The sequence below is a fragment of the Providencia sp. PROV130 genome (assembly GCF_028482225.1).
Taxonomy (GTDB): Bacteria; Pseudomonadota; Gammaproteobacteria; order Enterobacterales; family Enterobacteriaceae; genus Providencia; species Providencia rettgeri.
This window is the reverse complement of the sequence record NZ_JAMPQC010000003.1, coordinates 445,814-465,666: the sequence shown is the minus strand read 5'-3', so window position 1 is coordinate 465,666 and position 19,853 is coordinate 445,814. Positions and strand designations below refer to the sequence as shown.

The following is a 19,853-nucleotide window of genomic DNA, read 5'->3' as shown; positions in this document are numbered from 1 at the left end:
GCAAAGCAAGATAAAAGTGTGATTTTTCTCGCTTTGTGTTATCAGTCGAAAATCAAAAAATTGATTTTTCTCTTTTATTTTCAATAACCTATTAGACCGCAGCTAAACATAAATGTTTATCCGCAGTCTGAGCCGACTATGTCGGCTCTTTTTTTAACTTAATTCATGGACTAACCAGTTTTCCAAATCAGCCAACTGTTCCTGCAGCTGCGGCCATTTCACAACCATCTCTTTGCTCAATGCACGTACTGTTTCTACCTGATACGCTTTACCTGTCAATTGCTCACTCAACCACTCTAAAGGGGATGGGTCTAGACTATCCGTAAAAAACTGACAGCGGTTTATCACACCCTTTTCGATATCAAAATGAAACTCAATTCCTCCCCAAGGAAAGCGGGCATCTGAATAGTGAGAAAAAGCTGGAGCTTGCCCAAAATTCCACTCCCAACTACTTTGTTTTGCAAAGGTTTCTGCGAAATTTGGCAAATCAGGTAGTTTTTCAGGGGAAATATATTCGGCAGCGACCGTTTCACCGAAGTAATTAAAAAAGCTTTTAATTATTCCTTCGCAAACAATTTCATGAGAAATATTGGGAACAAGCTCAGATAAATTAGCCACACGAGAACGCACTGACGTAATCCCTTTTGCCTGTAATTTTTTCGGATCTGGATTCAGATAGTTTGCTAAGCGACTTAAATCTGCATTAATTAGCAAAGTTCCGTGGTGAAAACCTCTATCCTTCGTTTCTCGGTATGCAGAACCCGATATTTTTCGCGGACCACTTTCAGTCTCTAAGACTAAATCATTACGACCAGAGATTTGTGCGTTAATACCGACAAGTGCCAATCCATCGACAATAATATGTGTTGAAACTGTTTTGTCATATTCCGGCTTTCCTGCCATAAACGTAAAACAGGTGTTACCTAAATCATGAAAAACAGCCCCACCACCACTACTACGACGTGCTAAACGAACATTATCTTCTTCCATTCTCCGAGTATTACATTCTTTCCACGGGTTTTGTGCACGCCCTATAACCACCGTATCAGCATTTCGCCAGAGAAACATAACACGTTGGTCAGTTGGCATTTGTCGGAAAATAGTTTCTTCAACCGCAAGGTTAAACCAAGGATCGTAGGATTCAGAGATGAGTAAACGTACTGTTGACATTAGGCTATCCTTAAAACAAAACTTGCCCTTAAGATAGCATAATCACTGAGGAAAATAGCGAATTTAGATGCGTCTTGCCTGCCAAAACACTTTTCGCCAATAGACGTTATCCATTGATGAACGGATCACCCCTTTACTCGTTGATGCATGAATGAATGTATTATCGGTATCGTAAATACCCACATGCAACCCATTCTTTCCAGAACCGGTTTTAAAGAACACCAAATCCCCTGGCATCAAATCTGATTTATCAATCCGTGTGCCTAATTGAGTTTGATCCACCGTTGTACGAGGCAACTGAATGGCAAAGCGATCATTAAATGTGCGATAGACAAAACCGGAACAATCGACACCATTTTGATTCATGCCGCCATAATGATAAGGCGTACCATACCACTGCTCGAGTTGATCTTTTAATTGCGCTATCGTCATAATTGGATCAGATAACTGTGTTTTTAGCGGCGGTGGTGGCGTTCTTTTAACGGATGTCGATGAACAACCAATTAAAACTAAACACAGTAATAGTGGTAGGTGTTGTATTTTGATAACCATAAAGCACCTTATTTATCTATCCAATTGCGATAACTTGCTTATATCATAGTGCGTGAAGACTATAATATAAGCAACTAAGAAATTATTCTGTTCTATCACTTGATGATTTATTAGGTCGGCTAATTAGCCATACCCCTAATAAAATAAAACCGATACCAATGGCCTTTAACCCCGTAGCAGGCTCATTAAACCAAGGTAAGAAAATTGCTAATAAATAAACAAAAACATAGCTTAAGCTAATAAGCGGATAAGCTTTATTCAATGCTATGTATTTTAATGCTAATAGCCAACATAACATCGATAACGCATAACAAACTAACCCTAAAAAAATAATTCCTAAACTAGTAATATTAGCGAGTAACCAATCAAATTGCAGCCAATGCCAGCCAAGTGCGAATGAGGGTAATTCAACTACCCCTGCTTTTAAGCTCAGTTGAGCGACTGTGACTAATAACGCACTGCCAATCACCCATAAATAACCCTTGTTCATACGCTGATACTCATTAGCAAAATACCAAACATAATGGCAGCAACCCCTAACCAGTGGTTAAGCCCAGTTTGTTCTTTATAAACAAACTGACCAATTAGCGTAATTAACACAAAATTAATGCTTAGCATTGGATACGCGATACTCAGCGGCATGGTTTCCAATAATTTCAACCAAAACAACATGCCAAGCCCGAGCATGAAAACCGCCAGCACCAACCATCGAAGGGCTGATGCTGTTTTATTGGTTTTATTACTCTGCCAATTGACGACGGCTTGCTTTTGAGCCACTTGCCCAATACAGGTTAAAACGCTAACCAGCAATAATAGTAATAGTTGTGCAATCATTGTTGATGATAAACCACAATCGCCATACGTGAATTTTTAATAACTTCATCCGGCTTAGGAATATCTGGTAAACCTTCTTTACGGCCTAATAAAAAGACAACTGTTACCTGCCCTTCTTTACGTGCTTTTGTCAGCCATTGTGCAAACTGGTCAGGTTTTATTAAGCGATGTTGGCTATCTGGGTATTCCAACCCATAACTTAACTCTCCACTACTATTGTATAAATAGATATTGGAATTTTTAGTTTCCCACGCAAGGCCAGCTGCGACCCCAACATTACTTGCCATCAAATATTTGCTATTCATCAGTAAATCATGATTTTGATGAATAAAGTTTTGAGGCAATTTAGAATCGATGGTGTTGTTCGGCAGAGCACTACCAATACACAAACTCACTGCTAAAGAACATGATGCTGCCCATAACCAGTACTTTGCATTTAGCACCGTACATAGATAACCGATAATCGCCCAAATAGAAAAGGCAACGACACCCAACACCATTTTTGACCATTCATCAGGTTCGTATAACGGCTTTTTGATCACCGTGCTCACGACAATTACCGCTATAACCGCAGCGATCCCTAATACAACATTAATAATTCCATTGGCTTTCAATGCCTTCATTTTACCACTGCGAACGCAATCAACCCCATACTTCGCCATAAGCAATGCCAGTGGTGCCATAAATGGCAACATATACGTTGGTAGCTTACCGCGAGAAATACTAAAAAAGATGACGGGAACAACAAACCAGCACAGTAAGAAAAACATATCAGGGCTAGATTTACGCTCTTTCCAGCCTTTCATGATAGCACCGGGTACCAGCCCTGCCCATGGAATAGCGCCAAGAATGATAATCGGAATATAATACCAAAACGGTGCGATATGCTGAGCATCATCTGCCGTGAAGCGCTTAATATGTTCAATCCAAAAGAAATAATGCCAATAATCAGGCTCTTGTTTTGCAACTGCCAAAGCCCATGGCAAACTAATAATAACCGCAGAAATTATTGCAAGCGGCCCATACTTGAGTAACTCAAGAAACCGCTTTTGGTAGATTGTGATAGGCAGCATGACAATCACTGGAATAGCAAGGGCTAAAAAGCCTTTGGTCATAAATGCCATGCCACAAGCTAGCCCAAGACAAAGCCACGCCGCTAATTTGGACTTTACTTCCCTCGATTTCATTGCCCACAAGCAACAAAACATACTTGCCGCTATCCATAAAGACAACATTGGGTCGAGTACACTGTAGGTCCCGATAGAAAACACTAAGAACATCGAGATATAAATGAGGCTTGCAACATAGGCAACGTGGTTATTACGCCACATCATCTTTGCCATACGATAGACAAGTAATGCACTGAGAAGAATACAAAAAACCGAACCAAAACGAACAGCAAAATTCGTTTCACCAAAGATCATTTGGCTAATATTATTTATCCAGTAACCTGCCACTGGTTTTTCAAAATAGCGTACATCCAGCATGTAAGGAACAATCCAATCTCCACGCTGTAACATCTCACGGCTAATTTCCGCGTATCGCGTTTCATCTGGTTGCCAAAGTAAACGACTATTCAACGGCAACAAATAGGTTAGGATAAAAAAAAGAGCCAGCAGAGAGGCTCCTACTTTGCTCGCTCGGTTATTCAACATAGGTTGCTTATTCCTCTTCTTGGCAGCCTAGCCAGCCTTCACGTCCGGGGAATGGTGCCCTCACCACACGCCCTTTTGGCAATGAATTCAAATCGTCTGGCAGTAATTCACTCAATGTACAGAATTGGATTTCTTCTTGTGTAATTCGTTCCAATAATTGTGAAAATTGTTCCGATTTGGACATTCCTTCCACTTCTGTATGGATAGTATAAACTGGAACGCCTTGATCTTCTTTAATTGCTTGAAGAATAAAATCATTAAATGCATCATCACTCACGACTGTCCCTACGACTTCATCGTAAGTCGGCAATGTGACAGGGATTTGAACCGTCCCGAGTGAGCCATCAGCTAAAATTGGCCTAAATGGGTATTTACCACGACAATCACTGTTGTAGTCAAAGTTAAACGCTTGTTTAACTTCCAACACACGCTCATCGCCTCGCCAACCAGCAACGGCAGAACACGTCACTCGATGCCCAATGGCTTGCTCCAGCGCATCCACCCCTAACTTAACTTGTTCGGTCAATTGTGGTTTGCTCCATTTAGCAACTTTAGCCTGCCAACCTTGATGATCCCATGCATGCAAGCCTACTTCATGACCAGCATCCAAAGTTTGTTTCATCAAATAACCTAAATCTTTAGCAATTTTTTTACCCGGCCATGCTGTGCCCGCTAATAAGATGTCTAACCCATAAAGGGATGCTGCGTTCGACCTAAGCATTTTCCACAGAAATTTAGGACGCAAAAGGCGCCATAAATGGCGCCCCATGTTATCGGGTCCTACACTGAAGAAAAAGCTGGCCTGAATATTATGCTCTTTGAGCACTTTGAGTAGCTGTGGAACCCCTTTCAAAGTACCTTGGTAGGTGTCCACATCAATTCTCAAGCCAACTTTTTTCATTAGTCTTTATTACCTAACTCTTCAACTGCACCTTGTAAGAAGAAATCTAATGTTTCTTCGATAGTATCTTTCATATCGATAGTTGGAACCCAATCCAGTAAACGACGTGCATTTTCAACACTTGGTTTACGGTGTTCAACATCTTGATACCCTTGGCCATAATAGCTGCTGCTTTCGATTTCACGGAAGCCTGCAAATGGAGGGAATTTCCCACGTTGAGGGTGTTTTTCGAAGCTTTCCAACAACATTTCTGCTAATTCACGAATACTCGCTTCGTTAGTTGGGTTACCGATATTGATGATCTGACCATCACATTTGCCATCTTTGTTTTCGATAATACGGAATAACGCTTCGATACCGTCTTTAATATCTGTAAAGCAACGTTTTTGTGCACCACCGTCAACCAGTTTAATTGGCGAACCTTCAACTAAGTTTAGAATTAACTGAGTAATCGCACGCGAACTACCAATACGTGCAGAATTCAAGCTATCTAAGCGAGGTCCCATCCAGTTGAATGGACGGAATAAGGTGAATTTTAAACCTTCTTTCGCACCGTATGCCCAAATCACTCGGTCAAGTAATTGTTTAGAAACTGAGTAAATCCAACGTTGTTTATTGATTGGGCCGACGATTAAGCGTGACTCGTCTTCATCAAACTCTTTATCATCACACATACCATAAACTTCAGACGTCGATGGGAAGATGATACGTTTGTTATATTTCACGCAGTAACGTACAACTTTCAAGTTTTCTTCAAAGTCTAATTCGAAAACGCGTAATGGATTACGGGTATATTCGATTGGCGTTGCAATCGCAACCAGAGGCAGAATAACGTCACATTTTTTGATGTGGTATTCAATCCATTCTGTATGGATGCTAACGTCACCTTCAATGAAGTGGAAGCGTGGGTTACCAATAAAACGCTCAATCGCAGAAGAACCGATATCCATGCCATAAATATCGTAGTTACCGTCTTTTAATAGGCGCTCTGTTAAATGGTTACCAATAAACCCATTCACACCTAAAATAAGAACACGTGTGCGACGCTTAACTTGTGCTGTTGGTTTTGCCCCAACACGGACATCAGTTACGATACCCATTTCGTTAGCAAGGCGGCTACCTTGCATATATAAACCAGTCTCGCTTTGGCCGCTAATCACTTCGATAGCCCCTTGGCCGCAAGCAATACGCAGTGGATCACTCGAAAGTACCGTACCAGCTGCTTTACCTTGGTTATCATCTAAAACGCGTGCGCGCCAGATAACCATTTTACGTGCGCCTAAATAAGTGAACGCACCTGGATAAGGTTCAGTTACTGCTCGAATTAAGCAGTTAACTTCTTTTGCGCTATTATTCCAATTAATCAAACCATCTTCAGCGGTACGACGACCAAAGTACGTTGCTTGGCTTTCATCTTGTGCAACAGATTTGTAGCTACCAGCTTCAATTAATGGCAGTGTTTTATTCAATAAAACTTCCGCCGCTTCACGTACTTTCGCATGCAGAGTCAGGCTAGTGTCTGTATCGGTAATCGCCACTTTTTCTTGAGCAATGATATCGCCAGCGTCAGCCTTAGCTACCATTTTATGCAAGGTCACACCTGTTTCACTTTCGCCTTTTAATAATGCCCAATTAATAGGCGCACGACCGCGATATTTAGGTAGTAACGAACCATGTAGATTGAACGCACCTTTAGGCGCGATAGCTAACAGTTCTTCACTTAACATATCACGATAGTAGAAAGAGAAAATCACATCAGGTTTCATTTCGCGGATACGTTCAATCCATAATGGATGATTAACGTCTTCTGGCGCAAAAACAGGAAGTTCCATGTCAGCACTTAAACGCGCAACTGAGGAGTAAAAGTGGTTTTCATTTGGGTCATCAGTGTGTGTAAACACTGCTTGGATATCAAAACCTGCTTTTTCAAGCGCTTTTAGCCCTACGCAGCCAATATCATGATAGGCAAAAACAATAGCTTTCATTAGTCTTCTTCCTGATTTTTGTTGGATTTCGCATCTGCTCCAACGACTTTTTGAATAAAATAACGAGGTCTAGCGCGCACATCATTGTAGATCCTACCGATGTATTCGCCCAGTAGCCCCATGGCAACAAATTGCGCACCAATAAACATAAAGAGTACTGCAAACAGAGTGAATACGCCATCTGCTGCCCACTCTGCGCCAAAAATTAAACGCAATGCAATTAACAATACCGCTAATAAAAAACCGCCAGCAGCGATAATACTTCCTACAACACTCAATAAACGTAGTGGCGCTGTAGTCAGGCATGTTAATAAGTCATACATTAAATTAATCAGCTTCATAAAGCTGTATTTAGAATCACCAAACTCGCGTTCTGCATGCGCTACATCAATTTCAATGGTTCTACGTGCAAATGTATTTGCCAAAATAGGAATAAATGTACTTCTTTCATGACATTGCAACATAGCTTGAATGATATGACGGCGGTATGCACGTAACATACAGCCGTAATCTCCCATTGAACGCCCTGTCGCTTTGGTGATCATCGCATTGATCATTTTAGAGGCTGTTTTGCGAAACCAAGAGTCTTGGCGATTCGCACGGCGCGTACCAACTACATCATAACCTTGCATAGCTGTTTGCACTAAACGTGGGATTTCCTCTGGTGGATTTTGTAAATCCGCATCCAAAGTAATCACTAAGTCGCCATCAGCTTGGTTAAAACCCGCCATAATAGCAGAATGCTGCCCATAGTTACGGTTTAAAATAATTGCAATAACGTGGTTATCTGGATTTTCTGCGGCTTCTGTAAGCATTTGTGCAGAACGATCGCTACTACCATCATCGACTAGAATTAATTCATAGGATTGAGTTAATTGTTTACATGACTTGATAGTACGTTCTAGCAATTGCGGTAAACTCTGCTCTTCATTATAGACAGGGATAACCACTGAGACTTTTTTAATCTCATCAAATTCATCTGCGTGTGACACTATTTTGACTCCAAAAGAACTGCTTCTACAGCTTTAACGACCCGTTCAACATCTGCATCAGTCATATCGGGAAATAAAGGTAACGAACACAATGTGGCGCTATTCCATGTTGATTCAGGTAAAACTAACTCAGGATATTTTTCGCGATAATATTTTTGTGTATGTGCGGCACGAAAGTGCAACCCTGTTCCAATATCATGCTCTTTCAATTTTTCCATGAATGTATCGCGATCAATGCCGCATGCTGCTTTATCGACACGTACCATAAATAAATGATTTGCATGTAAATGTGAGTAACTAGGGACACTCAACATTTGTAAAGGAGAATTTTTCAGCAACTCACGATAACGAGCTGTAAGTTCCGCACGACGCTGATTTAATTGCTCAACTCGTGATAACTGCACCACAGCAATCGCGGCGTGAATGTCCGATAAATTATATTTAAAACCGGGCTCAACAACCTCGGCTTGCGGCTTACGGCCTTGCATTTGTCTATCAAACGCGTCAACCCCTAGACCGTGAAACTTGAGTGTACGTACACGCTGAGCAAGTTCATCGTCATCGGTTGCGACTAATCCCCCTTCCGCACAGGTGACATTTTTGATGGCATGAAAAGAAAAAATAGACGTTCCCTTTTCGCCAATCCACTCATCTTTATAACGAGTACCCACGGCATGTGCCGCATCTTCGATTAATGCTACACCGGCTTTTTGAGCAATCAAACGCAATGCGTCAAGATCACAAGGAGCTCCCGCATAGTGTACTGGGATAATGGCCTTTGTTTTTTCTGTTAACGCTTTTTCTACGGCATCAGGTTGGATCATTAATGTGTCACGATCAACATCAATCATGACCGGTGTTGCCCCGAGCAACTCAATCATATTGATTGTTGATACCCATGTTTGAGAAGGCGTGATGACTTCATCACCAGGACCAATACCCAATGCCATTAATACAACATGCATGCCTGCAGTAGCTGATGACAATGCAATTGCATGTTTACAGCCATAGCGCTTACAAAAATCGTCTTCTAGCTGATGATTCTGTGGGCCTGTTGTTATCCAGCCTGAACGCAGAACGTTTTCTACTGCCTTGACCTCTTCATCACCAATTGCTGGTTTTGAAAATGGTAAGAAATTGCTCATATTGTTAATAGCCTAGTTTTCATTGTGAATAGAATATTCTAGTTAATTATACTTTAACCGAACCTCAACACCTGCAAACATTGCGGGATTATCATGTAAAAATGTGTGATAAAAACAACTTATTGCTTACCCGCTAAATTTATAACCTGCCACACTTGATGAGATGTACTGTGACTTAACTTAATTTCAGACATAAATATGTCAGATAAATTATTTTCTGTCATTATGCACTCTGGTTTCCCTACTGCGACTAACTGTCCTTGTTTCATCATCCAAATACAAGATGCATTTTTATATGAATGACTAAGGTCATGACCACTCATTATAACGGTTCCTAAGCAATCACAAAAATATTTAATCCATTTATCAAGCATCGCTTGCTGAATAATATCTAAATTATTGGTCGGCTCATCCAATAATATGAATTTTCCCTTACATTGCTGTTTATCCCAAACCTGCAAAAATGCGGCGGTAATTCGAACCCTCTGCCATTCTCCACCCGAGAGTTGGCTAATAGGCTTACTTAATAATGATGTCAGTTGAAAATCTGAACATAAGCGATCAAAAATATCATTGGAAAACAAGGTATCAGGCGAAAAAAGACCAAAATATTGAAAAACTTTGAGTATAGGAACATCACTAACTAATTGTGAAAGATAAGCACGCTGTTGGCTCAATTGTGCGATACGATATTGCCGTATACTTCGGCTATCAATTAAAATATCGCCACCTACAGGTAAATAACCGCTTATCGCAGCTAATAATGTACTTTTTCCCGCCCCATTCGCACCCAATAGATGAATTTGTTCTCCAGCCCGCACTTGAGCTGAAACATTAATCAATCGTGTATCGATAGTTATATTTTTAATATCAATAATTAATTTGTTATCTATCACTTCTACCGCCATTGTTGGTGACGAATTAACAAGAAAATAAATATCGGTGCCCCTAACGTGGCAGTAATAACACCAATAGGGACTTCAGCATTGACGATTAATAACCGAGACAGTATATCTGCAATTAATAACCCTAATGCTCCTGCTACAGCAGAACCAACTAATAATACTCGGTTATCTGTTAAACCACTTAACCGCAATATATGAGGAATAACCAAACCAATAAAGCTAATCGCCCCCGCAATAGCGACGCTGAGGCCAATTAATACACCACTAATAATAATTAATATAACGCGCCATTTATGGACTGAGATACCTAATTGATAAGCTTGTACTGTTCCCAATGAAAGATAATTCAGTATATTACCTTGGAAGAGCACCCAGACTAAAAAAGGTAAACAACCAATAACAAGGCCAATTTGACGCCAATCAACCCCACTAAAACTCCCCATCATCCAATACAGTAACTGCCGCAAATCAAGGTTACTGCTCATATACACCATCCATGTCATACAGGCCCCACTAATCACACCAAGTGCAACCCCAACAAGCAATAAACTGGAATTATTCAGGTTCTTACGACGAGCAAAATAAAGCAATATGGTGGTAAACAATAAAGCCCCCATAATCGCGCTAACACTTAATAGCCAATAATGTGTCACGCCTGACGATAATAATACAGTCAGCACCACAGCAACACCCGCACCATTACTTACCCCTAATAAACCTGGTTCTGCTAAAGGGTTTTCAAATAAGGCTTGCATTATAGCCCCTGTGACTGCAAGAGCTGCACCAATAACAATGACCGCTAGTGTGCGGGGAAAGCGAATTTGCCAGACAAAAAGCTGCGCACTTTCACTATTCCATTGGCTTGGCCATAGTTGAATTTCCCCAACACTTAACCCAATAACAGCTACGATAGCCAAAAAAATCATTAACACAATGATTAGTCTAATATCAGAACGGTGCTGCTTTTTTTGCAGGTTTATTAAGTGATTATTCATTAGGTTAATAATATTTAAAACTGCGTTATGGGTTTCTCGATTATATCTATTTATGAAAGTAATACGACAATTATCACTTTAAGATCCTTGCAACTTAACCAACGATAAACTAAAGGAACTTTATGAGCTCAACATTGATTGCAACAAACAGTCAACCCAAACTACAAACTAACCTTTTTGCCCAACAACCTAAACCCCATTCGTTTTTACAGCGAATAAAATCTGTATGTAATAAAATATTATCTCATACACTATTTACTCATCATCAAAGGTTCAAAGTTAATGAAAACCCATTATATCGTCCACAAGACACAAATATTATAAGCAGTGAAACCGCTCAATCGATTAATTATATTAGCAAATTAACAAGTAATATGGTGTATTCGCCCAAAAGCCCGTCAGAAATTGAGCTTGATAAAACAACCGTAACTTCGCAATTTAATAAAAATATACGCTTAATTAATGCCCAACAGAATATTTCAGATGACGAACGAAAAATGCATCATCAGCTCAATGTGTTAGATAAGGTAATCAGGCTACATCCTGAGTTTTCGTCAACAAAAGGGCTTTTTAGGCTTTGCGGTAAAAAAGAAGATATGCATTTCATTTTGCTACATTTATCTTCTAATAAGCCGCTTACTCAGAAATTTATTGCAGATAATGAGATAAGTCTACCAACCCTAACTTTGGCTTATAAAGAATTATTTGGACGGATCATGGACAAGCAAAATTTCTCTGCCTATTTCTTAAAGGAATCTCCTGACAAAGCTTTAGAGAGTGCTTACCAAAATCAGCAATATATTATCGAGTTTATGAAAAAAAATAGCATCACAGACGAAAAAGAAACGAAAATATTAGCCAAGGTAAAAAATAGATTTGACGATGTAACACCGTCACCACCATTATTCAATATGCTTACCTCTCTTTTGGCTGATATTGCTAAAAACCCAGCAATAAATATGAATGCAAGAAGCCTTGCAATATGCCTAGCCCCAAGATTGCAAACAGAACAATCTATCCCTTTTTCAATATCACTTAACGATAGAATGGTCACCTTTCTTGAGGCATTAATTCACACTAAGCTATAACTTTGAAGCACCCAAAAACAAAAGACCGCCTAGGCGGTCTTTTGTTTATCTGTAACTGTATGTTTTATAAAAGGATTTATAAAGCATCATCCACATTACATCCACATGTAACCCACTTTTAGCATTAGCCCCTTCATTAATAGGGGCTTCACATTTATTCTATTACCATATGTAATAATGCATCTGAATACAGTCAAATAGGAAAGTATCATGGCTAAACCTATAATTTTCGGGGATTATCAATTTAAAACTAAAAAGTCTGCTATAGAGGAAATCAGGAGGAGAATTTCTTTTTATCAATTTGGCCAGAAACTCACTGAGGAAGATGAAATTTTTTTTTCAGAATTGTTTAAATTACATAGCGAATATGAAGAAAAAATTGGGTGCGGTATAGCAAGTATCACAGTAGAAAAAGATTTTCATAATAACAAATGCCTTTATATACACCGGCAGGATGGTAAATCTACTGACATTAGTTGGGTTCACTGTGTTAAGCCTGCATCTCAAAAAACTATTGTATCTTATGCATTTAGGAGAGCAGTTAAGGAAGTCATTGTTGACTTTAAAAAAGATAATCTTAAAGAAACAATATATTGTCCAATATTGCATATTCCATTAAATTTTGAAAACAGCCATGTAGCATATATAACCCCCTCATTTGACCAACTATTCTTAAGCTTTTTAGGGCTAGTTGAACAAAATATTGACTCCATAGAACTAAAAAATCCAAACTCTGATGATTATGACCAAAGGGGAGTAATTAGTGATTCATGTTTAAAAGAAAAGTGGGTGCAATATCATCAAGAGAACGCACAATTAAAACTTCTAAGCGCTAAAGCTAACTTAAGTAGAAAATCAAATTGATATTATTTAAATCATAAAAGCCCCTTGTTCATAGGGGCTAATTTTATAGTGAAAGTGTTTTTTGCTGGTATTTGTACGGATGTGGTTCAACTAGATTAACCTGCACAGGCTTTACAACAATTTTGGTCACTGATTCGTGACTGACAAATGTGCAACCACAATTAATATTTTGGCACTGGTTATAGCGTTCTTTGGTTTCGGATGAGACTTGATAGGAACTACGTGTATGTGCAGAGTGACCGCATTCAGGACAATTCATCATGATTATGTATCCTTTGTCATGATGTTGATGTTATGTAAATTATATCATGTATATCCATACAGTCTAAAAAATTATTCATCAGCCATATCTAAATCCGAAATCTTCACTTCTAATTCTAATGCGGTTGTAAAACCACCGTCATTCAGTGAATGAACGACTCGCGTTAATGTCCAGTCCGCGTTATCAATCTCGGGTTTAAATCCACTGACGGTGACAGGCATTTCAGGGTAGAGATCTGCACGACCAACGGCGAGTTGAATCGAAAATGACGCAACACCACGTTGGATTTTTTCCCAGTTGGCTTTTGCGGCTCGGGCGGCATTTTCTTTCGTGGCGTAGGTATGAGAAAGCGTGAGAACGTTTCCTTGTTCGCCAGCTAGATATTCCCCTTGTTTTTCTTTCGGTTCAGCGGGTTTTGTAGGTTGTTTGCTTTTTCGCTTACGCTTTACCGTCACTGCTTTTTTCTTTTTCGGCTCACGTGTATCAAGCCAGTTAGCGATAACGCCGGTATATGCTCCGCGGTCAGCCAGTGTAAAACGGTGACCATCACCGACTGAGCGATTAATGTGCATCGTTTGAATCGGTTGGCCAGTTGCGGTGAGCCCTTGACCTTGTTTCATAAACAGTAAATTTCCGTTTTTAACCGCAACAATTGCCCCCTCGGATTTAGCCACTCGTGTGAGAAATGAGCCGTCCGATTCGTTGGTTTGGTCGATATGAGCGAGTTTAATTTTATCTAATTTTTCATCAATAACCGCCTTTAACTTATTGCGTTCCGCCAAGGTGCGGACAATATCGCCCAACGATTTTTGATGGTAAGACTGCTCACGCTTGACGTTTAAAGTGTCGCGAAAGTCCGCACTACGACCACGGATCGTGAGCTTATCTGGCACGCCGCTATGTTCAACCTCATCAACCGTAAACGTCCCCTTGTAGATCAGCGGTTCGTTTTTCCAACCAAGATGCAATGACAGGGTCTCACCTCGCTTTGGTAAGGCGAGTTGTCCGTCGCTATCATCCAACTCAATATCTAATTGGTCAGCTTCAAAGCCGCGATTGTCCGTCATGGTTAATGACATTAAACGCCCCTGAATCAGGCTATTAATATTTTCACCGCCGGCCGCAAGCACAAAAGCAGGAGTTAACTCATCTTTGGTTAAAAAACTCATAGCGGTAAGGCTCCGCGAATATCATTGAGCTGCTGACCTAGATCGCCAAACATTTGAGTCAGCGATTCATCCGTACGTTTTAATTTCAGCGTAAAATCAATTTTTCTGGCCGAGCCATCATCAAAAAAAATACTTTTCGATTGGGTGATTTCTTCAATCACAAACATACCGTAAATGGTGCCAGAGCCATCGATCAGCGACCATGCTTTTCCCGTTTCTGCCATTTGCTCTAATACCAGTAATGACAGCCTGCCGCCAGTCAGTGACGGAAATAATGAGCCGCTTAATGTGATATCGTCATTATCAAGGCCGATAAATTGAACTGCGGGACGTTTACCGATGCGGTTATTTACCCCATAACGGTATTTTTGATTAATTTGCATCATTTGGTAAGGCGTTGTATTTAATTGAAAGACAAACAAGCCCAGTGCTGCCATTGCCATAATTAATTGTCCTCGCTGTCTTGATACCGACTCAGTCGTCTTGCCTGTTCACGCCGTTGGTTTTGCTCTAATTGTCTAGCCACTTCTCTTGCAATATCGTTTGCTGACTGATTCGGTAATGGGTAAACATTGATAGTGACCGGTGCAGTATTTGCCGCATGATTGCTTTGGTTTATGGTTGTTGGCGCGGATTGATAGCTATTTGCGGGTAAAGCATAAGGATGGGTGGGTTTTGCTGTCGCTGTCATAGAGCCTATGGTTAATGCCGCCGCAGCCAGTGCAGCAGTTTTTTTCCGGCTAGTGATATGAGCTGGCCCATCAACAAGCTCGGGTCCATATTCCCCCACAATGCCAAATTGTCCACGTGGGATAAATCCGCCATTGTCGAACATGCCCGCACTTTTCATACCCGCTTGAATAACGGTCACTTGTGACATGGCGCGCACAGCTTTGGTTTCATCCGAAAGCATCCAATCGGGCAATATGTTTGTAGCCATTTGCTTAAGTTCGGCAAATTGGGCTTTCAGTGATTCCCACTTTTCCAGAATGCCGTTTTTCAGGCTATCAATGATCTCACCGCCAATTTGTTTAAAGCGTTCCGGTAAACCTTTAACATCCGCGACAATCTGCTCCCACTTATCAGAAATGGTTTTCTTCACCAATGCCCACATACGAGAAGTGATAGCGACAATCTCATCCCAGTGCTGATAAACCAGCCCGACAAGCCCCCAATTCAGCACATAGGATTTAACCCCCTCCCAGAATTGGGAAAATATCTCTGTGACTCTGTTCCATAATTTTTTAGCGTACGGAACGATATCATCCCAATATTTATAAATCAGGTAAGCTGCGCCAGCGATAGCCGTGATAATTAAGATAATCGGGTTAGCTAATAGCGCACGGCCTAGCATCATAAATGCCGTTCCAATTAACTTAATAGGCTTAATCAGTAATGATAGAAAGCCGCTGCCTTTGATACCTAATACGGACAGACTTAATTTCGCCATGGCGAGTGGTCCAATTAATGCCGCAATCATCAATGTGATACCGCCACCAACGGCCAGCACGGCACCTAATCCCAACGTGATCATGGTGATTTGTTTAACCAGTTCAGGGTTTTTCTTTGCCCATTGGCCAAACTTCGAAATGAGGTCTGTGACTCGTTTAGTGATATCCCGCAAAGGGCTATCCGCACCGCCAAAAACTTGTATCCCCACATCTTCATAAGCCGAGGTTAAGTTTTTTAAGTCGCCATCAAGGTTATCTGTCATGGTTTTGGCGACTTTTTCCGCTTCCCCTTTAGCGGCTTTGATTTCAGCGATCATGGCCTGCAACTGACCGGAGCCAGCTTGGTCAACCAATACTGAGAGTGCAGAAAATGCCTCTTCACCGGCAATATGTTTAAACAGTCCAGCACGCTCTGCCGTACCCATTTTTTTAGTTTTTTTGTCTAGTTCGGCGAGTATGTCGGTAAATTGGCGCAAATTACCTTTGGCATCACGGGTTTTAATTTTCAATTTATCAAGGGCTTCACCAGCCATTTTCGGCGGCTCTGCCAAGCGCCCTAAAATAGAGCGTAAGCCTGTACCGGCCATACTGCCTTGAATACCCGCATCACCGAGTTTACCGGCGGCAACGGCGGCGGTTTCTAAATCGACACCGAGCCCCGAAGCAACCGGCGCAACATATTTCATCGTATCGCCAAGCATAGTGAGATTGGTGTTAGACCGCGTAAACGTGGCGACAAGTGCATCACTGACACGGTTCATTTCATTAGAATTCAGCTTAAAGCCGGTCAAGATGTTGGAACCAATATCAGCCGTGGTGGCCAAGTCGATATCACCGGCCAATGACATGGATAAAGTGCCGGACATGGCATTTTTAATTTGCTCTGGCTTAAAACCAGCCATGGCATAGAACGCTTGGCCTTGTGCAACTTCATTAGCGGTAAATGCGGTTGTTGCCCCAAGGTCTCGCGCTTGCTCCCTTAACATCTTGTAGTCGTCGGAATTTTTATCAAGGCGGGTTAAGGCTTGCACTTTCGACATGCCGATTTCAAAATCATAGCCGGGTACTAAGACTTTTTTAGCCGCATAACCTAACCCCACACCGGATGCAAGCATACCCGCGCCGCTACCGGCCATTTTATTACGCACTCCCATGGCATTTTGATAGCTATTTTTTGCCGCAGACATTCGCTTTTCTTGGTTGGCCACCCGTTTTAGTTGCTGTTCTTGTTGCTGTAATCGCCGGCTTGTGCTGGCAATGTCGCTATTTAATTTGATTTGGGCTTGACTTAGTTGGCGTGTTGAAATACCACTGCCTTTTAGGGCTTCCCGTTGGCGCTGCAGTGAGGCACTTAGTGTGCCTGTTTCGGCTTTGAGTTTTGCTGCAGCCGCTTTTGCGCGGTCAAGCTCCCGTGATTGGGCCCTCGTGGGATTTTGAACGCTGGATAATTCACGTGCGAGCCGGCTAACTTTGGCGGTAGCCTGTTGATACGCTTGACTGGCATTATCAAGGGATTGCTTGGTTTTCTTAAACCCGTCAATTTGCTTGGCTTGGTTGTTGAGCTCTTTGAGTTGTTGTTTAGATTGGCGGAGGGTTTCCGCCAGTTTTTTATTCGAGGCTTGGGCGCTCTTAAACGGTTTCGTAAACTTATCAACGGCGCTTAAAATTACCTGTAAGCGTAAATCTTTACTCATCTTCTACACCGCTACGTTTAAGGGCGTGATAACGCCATTCTAATAATTCAGTCAGGGAAAATTCATCAGTGACAGCCGGTGACCAGTGAAAAATAGTGGCAATATCTGCCACTAAGTCATTCACGGTTAATCGTTCTGGAAATCCATAGTCACCGACTTCGGTAACAAAAAAAGCACAAGCTCTTTGGTTAAATTCAGCATATCCGCTGGGTTCATCATGATTAATTCGGGTTTCGTCAATGCCGGTGCGGTGACGCGGGGTAATACCAACATCGCCGAATCCACATCCATTTCCATCAGTGCGGCTAAACGAACACCACGCAATGCGCCAGAATTGGGTTTACGTACCACAATCTCTGTCACTGTGGTTGTTCCACGCGTGATGGGTTCATCTAGCGTGACGGTGATTTGATTTTTTTCTACGGGTTCAGTCATTTACTTTTCCTATAAACCTAATGCGGCGCGTTGTTCTTCTAGGCGGTCAACACCATCAACTTTTTCAATCATATTGAGTAAATCAATCTCAATGAGTGTTTCACCATCCCAAATGAGTTTGTAATACGTGGCATTAAAAGGCGCTTTGACTTGGGTATTTTCACCGGCCTTGCCATTACCGGAGTCAATTTCACTGAATCGACCCCGTAACACGACCTCAACGGCGGTGTATTCTTTGGTATCTTGGCGTTGATAAGCACAATTGAGGCGCAACATCACGCCATCAATTTGAGTGATCCCCCATTGCTTATAAAGCTGGGCTTCTAAGCCTCCAAATGTTAATTCGGCAGAGAGTGCATCATCTTCTAACCCCATATCAATTTTGACGCCGCCATTCATGCCGCCGCCGCGATAGGTTTCAAATTTACGGGTGATTTTCGGTAGCGTGATTTCTTCAATACGCCCCATATAGCTTTCACCCTCATTGAATAAATTTAAATCTTTAAGTTTGCGTGGTAAGGCCATGATTACCCCTTAATTTTTGAGCCAAAATCCAATAAATAGCGGTCAGTGATACGCTGACGTAACAGTAAGTTTTCCAGTGGGGGTACGGCTGTATAGTCATAATCAATGTATAACTTGCCGCTTTTCAGCTCTTCTTTGGTGTTAACGTCTGGATCGAACCAACATTCACCGCCTAACAAATAGCCTTGCGTTGTCATGCTGCGCAGTTTTGCATTGATACTTTCGATAATGTCACGAGCCAGTGAGGGATTGAGCGTACCGTCAATTGACCAGTCCAACCCCTCAGCGATGGTGTCGGATAACACCTGCGCGGTGCGGGTGTAGGACTCAAAGGCAAACAACGGATCATCAGAGCAAGTACGGGAGCCCCAAAACTTGAAGCCGTTATTGCGAATTAGCGTGGTGATATCGTTTTCGTTAAGTAAGCCGGCATCGGTGGCAGGGTCTTGTAAATCCCATGACACATCGGCAGAAATGCCCGTTACACCATTAACGCCAACGTTAGACAAGGTTTTATGCCAGCCGATTTCATTATCAATTTTGGCACGTAAACCCAAGGCACACGCGGTGGCGTAGATATTACTCTCTGCATTCGCGACGGTATCCCAACTTTGGAATTCAGGCCAAATCAACATTAATTCACGTTGATTAAAGTTTTTACGGTAATCAATGGCATCTGAAATAGTTTTACTGCCATAGGCGCTAATATAAGCCATGGCTCGCATTTTTTGCGCGATACCGGCGAGCGTTGATGAAACCGCCTGTGTATCATGAGCCGGTACGGCTAGAATGCGAGGTTTAACACCTAAGCGGCCTTGCGCCACGGTTAATGCCTGCAAGCCGGTTTTGCGTCCATCAGGTGTGGTGCCACCGATGATATTCGACGTGGTTTCTGCTTCGCTTTCCCCTTGTTCAACACGCACAACCACGGTAACCGGTTTTGATTGGTTGCCGATAGCGTCCAATGAGCGTGCAAGCGTGCCAGTTTCGCCGGCTTTACCTGCCGCATATTTCACATCTGTAATTAAAACAGGGGTATTGAGTGGAAAGGCTTTTGTGTCTGCATCATCGGCAGTACACACCATTCCGACAATGGCGGTGTTGATGGTGCGAATAGGTCGCGTGCCTTCGTTGAGTTCAATCACTCGCACGCCGTGGTGATAATCTTGAGCCATTACTAGCGTCCTCTATTTTGCAATAGCTCAATTTTGGGTTGGGGTTAAGGCAAATG

At 41.7% G+C, this 19,853-nt stretch carries 21 protein-coding genes; 2 read left to right on the top strand and 19 right to left on the bottom strand.

The window, feature by feature from the left end:
• Nucleotides 1-153 precede the first annotated feature (153 nt).
• The 11 genes from PSF28_RS03390 to btuC form a co-directional block, all read right to left on the bottom strand.
• Nucleotides 154-1,170 (bottom strand): lipoate--protein ligase A, encoded by a 1,017-nt coding sequence (locus tag PSF28_RS03390; RefSeq protein ID WP_210839223.1) that lies wholly within the window; start codon nt 1,168-1,170, stop codon nt 154-156.
• 63 nt (nt 1,171-1,233) lie between these two features.
• Nucleotides 1,234-1,722 (bottom strand): C40 family peptidase, encoded by a 489-nt coding sequence (locus PSF28_RS03385; RefSeq protein ID WP_210839225.1) that lies wholly within the window; start codon nt 1,720-1,722, stop codon nt 1,234-1,236.
• 82 nt (nt 1,723-1,804) lie between these two features.
• Complete coding sequence (arnF, locus tag PSF28_RS03380; protein ID WP_210839227.1) at nt 1,805-2,212, bottom strand: 4-amino-4-deoxy-L-arabinose-phosphoundecaprenol flippase subunit ArnF; 408 nt, start codon at nt 2,210-2,212, stop codon at nt 1,805-1,807.
• Nucleotides 2,209-2,556 carry a 4-amino-4-deoxy-L-arabinose-phosphoundecaprenol flippase subunit ArnE gene (arnE, locus tag PSF28_RS03375; protein WP_004910381.1) on the bottom strand — a complete coding sequence of 116 codons (348 nt, stop codon included), beginning with the start codon at nt 2,554-2,556 and terminating at the stop codon, nt 2,209-2,211. The genes arnF and arnE overlap by 4 nt, the downstream gene beginning before the upstream one ends.
• Nucleotides 2,553-4,211, bottom strand: a complete 1,659-nt coding sequence (gene arnT, locus PSF28_RS03370; RefSeq protein WP_210839229.1) for a lipid IV(A) 4-amino-4-deoxy-L-arabinosyltransferase — start codon at nt 4,209-4,211, stop codon at nt 2,553-2,555. The genes arnE and arnT overlap by 4 nt, the downstream gene beginning before the upstream one ends.
• 7 nt (nt 4,212-4,218) lie before the next feature.
• A complete protein-coding gene (gene arnD, locus PSF28_RS03365; RefSeq protein WP_210839231.1) occupies nt 4,219-5,112 on the bottom strand; it encodes a 4-deoxy-4-formamido-L-arabinose-phosphoundecaprenol deformylase in 894 nt (297 codons plus the stop codon).
• Nucleotides 5,112-7,097: a bifunctional UDP-4-amino-4-deoxy-L-arabinose formyltransferase/UDP-glucuronic acid oxidase ArnA gene (arnA, locus tag PSF28_RS03360; RefSeq protein WP_210839233.1), complete on the bottom strand. Its 1,986-nt coding sequence runs from the start codon at nt 7,095-7,097 to the stop codon at nt 5,112-5,114. The genes arnD and arnA overlap by 1 nt, the downstream gene beginning before the upstream one ends.
• Nucleotides 7,097-8,089 carry an undecaprenyl-phosphate 4-deoxy-4-formamido-L-arabinose transferase gene (gene arnC, locus PSF28_RS03355; protein WP_210839235.1) on the bottom strand — a complete coding sequence of 331 codons (993 nt, stop codon included), beginning with the start codon at nt 8,087-8,089 and terminating at the stop codon, nt 7,097-7,099. The genes arnA and arnC overlap by 1 nt, the downstream gene beginning before the upstream one ends.
• Nucleotides 8,089-9,234 carry a UDP-4-amino-4-deoxy-L-arabinose aminotransferase gene (gene arnB, locus PSF28_RS03350; RefSeq protein ID WP_109911251.1) on the bottom strand — a complete coding sequence of 382 codons (1,146 nt, stop codon included), beginning with the start codon at nt 9,232-9,234 and terminating at the stop codon, nt 8,089-8,091. The genes arnC and arnB overlap by 1 nt, the downstream gene beginning before the upstream one ends.
• A 119-nt stretch (nt 9,235-9,353) precedes the next feature.
• Nucleotides 9,354-10,130, bottom strand: coding sequence for a vitamin B12 ABC transporter ATP-binding protein BtuD (locus PSF28_RS03345; protein WP_336298955.1), 777 nt, complete (start codon nt 10,128-10,130; stop codon nt 9,354-9,356).
• A 2-nt stretch (nt 10,131-10,132) separates the two neighbouring features.
• The gene (btuC, locus tag PSF28_RS03340) at nt 10,133-11,134 is read right to left on the bottom strand and encodes a vitamin B12 ABC transporter permease BtuC (RefSeq protein ID WP_272684635.1); all 1,002 of its coding nucleotides are present in this window, start codon (nt 11,132-11,134) and stop codon (nt 10,133-10,135) included.
• A 122-nt stretch (nt 11,135-11,256) separates the two neighbouring features.
• Between btuC and PSF28_RS03335 the strand changes: the two genes are divergently transcribed.
• Nucleotides 11,257-12,222, top strand: coding sequence for a hypothetical protein (locus PSF28_RS03335; RefSeq protein WP_272684634.1), 966 nt, complete (start codon nt 11,257-11,259; stop codon nt 12,220-12,222).
• A gap of 210 nt (nt 12,223-12,432) precedes the next feature.
• Entirely contained in the window at nt 12,433-13,086 is a 654-nt protein-coding gene (locus PSF28_RS03330) for a DCL family protein (protein ID WP_272684633.1), read from the top strand.
• Nucleotides 13,087-13,129: 43 nt separating this feature from the next.
• On the opposite strand, the gene PSF28_RS03325 is transcribed toward PSF28_RS03330, so the two are convergent.
• The 8 genes from PSF28_RS03325 to PSF28_RS03290 form a co-directional block, all read right to left on the bottom strand.
• Nucleotides 13,130-13,348, bottom strand: coding sequence for an ogr/Delta-like zinc finger family protein (locus PSF28_RS03325; RefSeq protein ID WP_272684632.1), 219 nt, complete (start codon nt 13,346-13,348; stop codon nt 13,130-13,132).
• Nucleotides 13,349-13,419: 71 nt separating this feature from the next.
• Entirely contained in the window at nt 13,420-14,517 is a 1,098-nt protein-coding gene (locus tag PSF28_RS03320) for a phage late control D family protein (RefSeq protein WP_272684631.1), read from the bottom strand.
• On the bottom strand, nt 14,514-14,960 hold the full coding sequence (locus PSF28_RS03315; RefSeq protein WP_272684630.1) for a phage tail protein: 447 nt from the start codon (nt 14,958-14,960) through the stop codon (nt 14,514-14,516). Before PSF28_RS03315 ends, PSF28_RS03320 begins: the two co-directional genes overlap by 4 nt.
• 2 nt (nt 14,961-14,962) lie before the next feature.
• Nucleotides 14,963-17,662, bottom strand: coding sequence for a phage tail tape measure protein (locus PSF28_RS03310; RefSeq protein ID WP_272684629.1), 2,700 nt, complete (start codon nt 17,660-17,662; stop codon nt 14,963-14,965).
• Nucleotides 17,655-17,774 (bottom strand): GpE family phage tail protein, encoded by a 120-nt coding sequence (locus tag PSF28_RS03305; RefSeq protein WP_036962273.1) that lies wholly within the window; start codon nt 17,772-17,774, stop codon nt 17,655-17,657. The genes PSF28_RS03310 and PSF28_RS03305 overlap by 8 nt, the downstream gene beginning before the upstream one ends.
• Before the next feature lie 14 nt (nt 17,775-17,788).
• Entirely contained in the window at nt 17,789-18,097 is a 309-nt protein-coding gene (locus PSF28_RS03300; protein ID WP_036962040.1) for a phage tail assembly protein, read from the bottom strand.
• A 9-nt stretch (nt 18,098-18,106) separates the two neighbouring features.
• Nucleotides 18,107-18,622, bottom strand: a complete 516-nt coding sequence (locus PSF28_RS03295) for a phage major tail tube protein (protein WP_036962042.1) — start codon at nt 18,620-18,622, stop codon at nt 18,107-18,109.
• 2 nt (nt 18,623-18,624) lie between these two features.
• Nucleotides 18,625-19,797: a phage tail sheath protein gene (locus PSF28_RS03290; protein WP_272665074.1), complete on the bottom strand. Its 1,173-nt coding sequence runs from the start codon at nt 19,795-19,797 to the stop codon at nt 18,625-18,627.
• Between the last annotated feature and the right edge of the window lie 56 nt (nt 19,798-19,853).

Bases quoted from the DNA above. Each gene is read 5' to 3' on its own strand.
- PSF28_RS03385 (WP_210839225.1), bottom strand. From the start codon at position 1,722: ATGGTTATCAAAATACAACACCTACCACTATTACTGTGTTTAGTTTTA.
- PSF28_RS03310 (WP_272684629.1), bottom strand. From the start codon at position 17,662: ATGAGTAAAGATTTACGCTTACAGGTAATTTTAAGCGCCGTTGATAAG.
- PSF28_RS03335 (WP_272684634.1), top strand. From the start codon at position 11,257: ATGAGCTCAACATTGATTGCAACAAACAGTCAACCCAAACTACAAACT.
- PSF28_RS03315 (WP_272684630.1), bottom strand. From the start codon at position 14,960: ATGGCAATGGCAGCACTGGGCTTGTTTGTCTTTCAATTAAATACAACG.
- arnE (WP_004910381.1), bottom strand. From the start codon at position 2,556: ATGATTGCACAACTATTACTATTATTGCTGGTTAGCGTTTTAACCTGT.
- arnF (WP_210839227.1), bottom strand. From the start codon at position 2,212: ATGAACAAGGGTTATTTATGGGTGATTGGCAGTGCGTTATTAGTCACA.
- PSF28_RS03295 (WP_036962042.1), bottom strand. From the start codon at position 18,622: ATGGCCTTACCACGCAAACTTAAAGATTTAAATTTATTCAATGAGGGT.
- arnB (WP_109911251.1), bottom strand. From the start codon at position 9,234: ATGAGCAATTTCTTACCATTTTCAAAACCAGCAATTGGTGATGAAGAG.
- arnD (WP_210839231.1), bottom strand. From the start codon at position 5,112: ATGAAAAAAGTTGGCTTGAGAATTGATGTGGACACCTACCAAGGTACT.
- PSF28_RS03325 (WP_272684632.1), bottom strand. From the start codon at position 13,348: ATGATGAATTGTCCTGAATGCGGTCACTCTGCACATACACGTAGTTCC.
- PSF28_RS03330 (WP_272684633.1), top strand. From the start codon at position 12,433: ATGGCTAAACCTATAATTTTCGGGGATTATCAATTTAAAACTAAAAAG.
- arnA (WP_210839233.1), bottom strand. From the start codon at position 7,097: ATGAAAGCTATTGTTTTTGCCTATCATGATATTGGCTGCGTAGGGCTA.
- PSF28_RS03290 (WP_272665074.1), bottom strand. From the start codon at position 19,797: ATGGCTCAAGATTATCACCACGGCGTGCGAGTGATTGAACTCAACGAA.
- PSF28_RS03300 (WP_036962040.1), bottom strand. From the start codon at position 18,097: ATGACTGAACCCGTAGAAAAAAATCAAATCACCGTCACGCTAGATGAA.
- PSF28_RS03320 (WP_272684631.1), bottom strand. From the start codon at position 14,517: ATGAGTTTTTTAACCAAAGATGAGTTAACTCCTGCTTTTGTGCTTGCG.
- PSF28_RS03390 (WP_210839223.1), bottom strand. From the start codon at position 1,170: ATGTCAACAGTACGTTTACTCATCTCTGAATCCTACGATCCTTGGTTT.
- btuC (WP_272684635.1), bottom strand. From the start codon at position 11,134: ATGAATAATCACTTAATAAACCTGCAAAAAAAGCAGCACCGTTCTGAT.
- arnT (WP_210839229.1), bottom strand. From the start codon at position 4,211: ATGTTGAATAACCGAGCGAGCAAAGTAGGAGCCTCTCTGCTGGCTCTT.